The 913-nt window shown below is 56.6% G+C and carries 2 protein-coding genes; one reads left to right on the top strand and one right to left on the bottom strand.

The window, feature by feature from the left end; translation table 11 throughout:
• Positions 1-237: 237 nt before the first annotated feature.
• Complete coding sequence (locus tag ACXJ5O_RS28415) at positions 238-630, top strand: DUF930 domain-containing protein (RefSeq protein ID WP_457302829.1); 393 nt, start codon at positions 238-240, stop codon at positions 628-630.
• 12 nt (positions 631-642) lie between these two features.
• On the opposite strand, the gene ACXJ5O_RS28410 is transcribed toward ACXJ5O_RS28415, so the two are convergent.
• On the bottom strand, positions 643-913 hold a 271-nt coding region (locus ACXJ5O_RS28410; protein WP_457302828.1), incomplete at its 5' end, for a hypothetical protein.

The following is a 913-nucleotide window of genomic DNA, read 5'->3' as shown; positions in this document are numbered from 1 at the left end:
TTGCAGGGCTGGTCGAGCCCGCCAATCGCACACAGCCGTCGTTTTCCTACATATATGCCTATATCGATGCGAACGGCGATGGGAGAAAAAAAGCGGCCAGTTGACGGGGAACCACTGCCATTTTGTTCAGGCCAGCGGGCATTCATAATTTAGTCCCAATCCGGTTGGTATCAATACCGCGCCGGGACCAGAACCAACGACTCGTCCTTTGCGTTCACACGATGAAAGCCGCCTACGATGAGAATAATAAGCGCCATGCTCTTGGTGTCGGCCGCCTTGGCAAGTCCGGCACGCGCTATGGACAATGGCGCTGCGGAAGAGCTGAAGCGGCTAGACCCGCAAACGCGGCTCGAACAGCGCTGTGATCTCGAGGCAATGGAGCGCATCCACAAGGATCCGGCCAAACTGGTAGCGGACGAACTGGTCGCCTATGCTTTTGAAGAGCCGAAGATCAAAGGTGACAAGATCCGTTCAGGCGGCGCAGCTTTCCGCAGCAAGGGCGAATGGTATCATCTGTCCTACACCTGCGCCACGTCTCCGGACCACATGACGGTGTTGTCTTTCCAATACGCCATAGGACAAGTTGTTCCCCATAGCGAATGGGCTCACCACTATTTGGTGTCCGAATAATTCACGTGGAAATCAGTTGAGGGTGCTTGGACGATCCTGCGCCAAAAGCATCTGGCCGATGGCGTCTACCTTCTTTGCGGTCGGCGCTTCATAGGCTAGTGCACTGGTCTGCAGAGTACCCTCTGCCGTTGCGGCTGGCATCGTTACCGGTTGCGGAGCCGTGTACTCCATTGCCTGCGCCGGAGGATCAACTGGCACTGCTACCTTGTCGCTGGCGAATGCCATTTGCGGCGGCAAGGGAAGGTCAGCCTGAGCAACGACGATCGGCTGTTGGCTCGTATCC

It is taken from the genome of Phyllobacterium sp. P5_D12, assembly GCF_054049495.1.
This window is presented reverse-complemented; position numbering and strand designations above follow the sequence as displayed.